Here is a 2,970-nt window from a genome sequence, read left to right as displayed (position 1 = left end):
GTAAGCGTCCGGGCTCCGACGTGTTGCGCGGGCGATGCCCTGCCGCGATGAGGCTCTCGTAAGGAGTGTCCTTTGGCACTGCCGAAGGAGAGTGGCTTGGAGCGGATCGAGATTATCACGGGGGTCGAGCGGCGGCGGCGGTATTCGGATGCTGAGCGGGCAGCGGTTCTGGAACGGTGCGATGAGCCGGGCGCGACGATCGTGGGGGTAGCAAAGCTTCTGGGGATTTCTCCAAGCCTGATCCACAACTGGAAGCGTTTGCGCCGCGAGGCGGCAAAGATCGCCAGCGAGCCGATGCAGTTCATTCCCTATGGCACAGTGCCCGAACAGCCTGCGCGCGCGGTTTCTCCGGTAATGTCGGTGCCGATGCCTGCTGCACCGGCGGTGCCACAAGGCCCGACGCTGGCCGAGGAACTGGTCCGCCCTTATCCCGGCGCGCGGCCTGGCGGGATCGATATCGATCTGAGGAACGGCATTCGTCTGGCGGTCGACAGCTATGTCAACGAGAAGGCGCTGGCCCGGGTGCTCCGCGCACTGCGGGAGGCGTCGTGATTGCGCTGGTACCGGGCACGAAGGTCTATCTCGCGAGCAAGCCGGTCAGCATGCGTTTGGGGTTCGATGGGCTCGCCGCGCTGGTGCGACCGCTGTTCGCCGTCGAACCCTATGGCGGGCATGTGTTCCTGTTCCGCAGCAAGAGCGGGACGTATCTGAAGGCGCTGCATTGGGATGGCACCGGGCTGTGCCTGTTTGCCAAGCGGCTCGAGCGGCACCGGTTCGTCTGGCCGCCGCTGGTCGACGGCGGGGTCATCCTGACGCCCGCGCAGTTCGCCCTGTTGATCGAGGCGATGGACTGGCGGCGGACCGTCAGTCCCGATCCACCAAGGTTGCCCGAGCAGGTATAATGGCCCGGTTTTTGCGTGGATTTGCGCGCTTTTGGATTGGCCGGATTCGCCGATTCTGCTAACGGGAACCGTGTCTCCCGAGCAGCTTGAACTCCCCTCCGATCCCGATGATCTGCGCGCTCTTGTGGAGCAGATGCAGGCACGGCTTGCGGCATCGGAGCAGGCGCTGGAAGCCGAACGGCAAGAGTTGGTCGCCACGCGCAACGAACTAGCGGCGGCAAAGAACGCGGTCGTTCTGACTGCGCTCCAGATCGAGAAGTTGAAGGCCACCCTGGCCAAGCTCAGGCGCATGAAGTTCGGTCAGTCGTCCGAGCGCATGGCGAGCCAAGCTGACCAGCTGGAACTGACGCTCGAAGAACTGGAAGCCGAGCAGGCTCATGCCGAGTGCATCATCGAAGGCAAGCTGCCGGACCGGGAGCCGAAGACACCAAGCAGCCGGCCCCGCCGTTTGCCCTTGCCCGAGCATCTGCCGCGCGATGAAGTGATCCATGCCGCTCCGGCGGCGGATGGCTGCACAGCTTGCGGTGGCGCGATGTCGGCGCTCGCCGAAGATGTCACCGAAGTGCTCGAGTATGTGCCGGGCAGTTTTCGCGTGGTGCGCCATGTCCGCCCCAAGCTCGCCTGTTCGTGCTGCGATGCCATCAGCCAGGCCCCCGCTCCCGCGCTGCCCGTGCCACGCGGCAAGGCAGGGCCGGGATTGCTGGCCCATGTCGTCGTCTCAAAGTTCGCCGATCATCTGCCGTTATACCGCCAGTCGCAGATTTACGCCCGCGAAGGCGTCGATCTCAGTCGTTCCACCCTGGCCGACTGGCTTGGCCAGGTGAGTTGGTTGCTCAGGCCCTTGGTCGATCGTATCGCCGACCATGCAATGGCCAGCCCCAAGCTACATGCTGACGATACCCCGGTTCCGGTATTGGCACCCGGAACCGGCAAGACGGCCACCGGGCGATTGTGGGTTTACCTGCGCGATAATCGGCGATGGAGCCCGAACGACAAGCCTGCGGCACTGTTCCGCTACAGTCCCGACCGCAAGGGCGAACGGCCACGCGAACACCTCAAGACCTTCGCAGGCTTCCTGCAGGCTGATGCCTATGCCGGGTTCGAGCGGCTCTACAATCCGAACCGTGAAGCCGGCGTCATCGCGCCCGTGGCCTGCTGGGCGCATGTCCGGCGCAAGCTCTACGATGTGTTCAAGGCCGACAACACGTCGGCCGCGGCCGTGGCGATCGCCAAGATCAAGGAACTCTACGAGATCGAGCGCTCGATCGCTGCCGAACCGCCCGAGATCCGGCGACGCACGCGCAAGCTGTCGAAGCTCAAAATTCTCGATTTCTTCGTCTGGGCCGATGACATCCTGGCGCGGGCATCGGCACGTTCACCGCTGGCCGAAGCCCTGCGCTATGCCGTCAAGCTCAAGCCGCAACTCCTCGCCTATACCTACGACGGTCGCCTCGAGATCGACAACAACCTCGCCGAGAACGCGCTGCGCGGTATCTGTGTGGGCCGCAAGAACTGGCTGTTCGCCGGTGCCGACTGCGGCGGCGAGCGCGCTGCCGCCATGTATTCGCTGATCGAGACCGCGAAGCTCAACGGCGTCAGCCCGCAGGCATGGCTGGCCGATGTGCTTGCCCGCATCGGCAAAGGGCATCCGATCAACCGGATCGACGAACTGCTACCGTGGAACTGGTTGACGGCAGATTGAGCACCTACCGCGCCGATGAAGTCGACTGCGTGGGAGCTGGCCTCGTAATCTGGAGGCTGATCGAGTCCAGGCATCCATATGGTCCTGGCGACTTAGCATGCATCACGATCGTGGTTGAGCCGCCATACCGGCCTGTAATCGTCAACGAGGAGTGTTCGTTACCCAACTGATGCGGTGGCGGCGTGAGTTCAGGGGCATCCAAAATCATCATCGGGATAGCCATCCCTCCGTACTCTGCGCGTTTGCCCGCAGCCCATTCAAGGGCGTGGACTGAAATGCAGGGCTGGCCTGTCAGATCGATGTCTGTTGAGGAAGACACCTCCCGCCCGTCACTGACCGGTACATCTGTCATCGATACAAGCGTTA

3 protein-coding genes are annotated in these 2,970 nt (G+C 63.5%); all 3 read left to right on the top strand.

Annotated features, from left to right (window positions below; translation table 11 throughout):
* Positions 1-72: 72 nt before the first annotated feature.
* A complete protein-coding gene (gene tnpA, locus GGR39_RS16995) occupies positions 73-552 on the top strand; it encodes an IS66-like element accessory protein TnpA (RefSeq protein ID WP_246388990.1) in 480 nt (159 codons plus the stop codon).
* Entirely contained in the window at positions 549-902 is a 354-nt protein-coding gene (gene tnpB / locus GGR39_RS16990) for an IS66 family insertion sequence element accessory protein TnpB (RefSeq protein ID WP_183618996.1), read from the top strand. The genes tnpA and tnpB overlap by 4 nt, the downstream gene beginning before the upstream one ends.
* Positions 903-1,035: 133 nt before the next feature.
* Complete coding sequence (gene tnpC / locus GGR39_RS16985; RefSeq protein ID WP_246389008.1) at positions 1,036-2,604, top strand: IS66 family transposase; 1,569 nt, start codon at positions 1,036-1,038, stop codon at positions 2,602-2,604.
* Positions 2,605-2,970 lie beyond the last annotated feature (366 nt).

This window comes from Novosphingobium fluoreni, from assembly GCF_014196615.1.
Lineage (GTDB): Bacteria > Pseudomonadota > Alphaproteobacteria > Sphingomonadales > Sphingomonadaceae > Novosphingobium > Novosphingobium fluoreni.
This window is presented reverse-complemented; position numbering and strand designations above follow the sequence as displayed.

Coding starts and splice junctions, on each gene's coding strand:
- tnpC (WP_246389008.1), top strand. CDS start 1,036: ATGCAGGCACGGCTTGCGGCATCGGAGCAGGCGCTGGAAGCCGAACGG.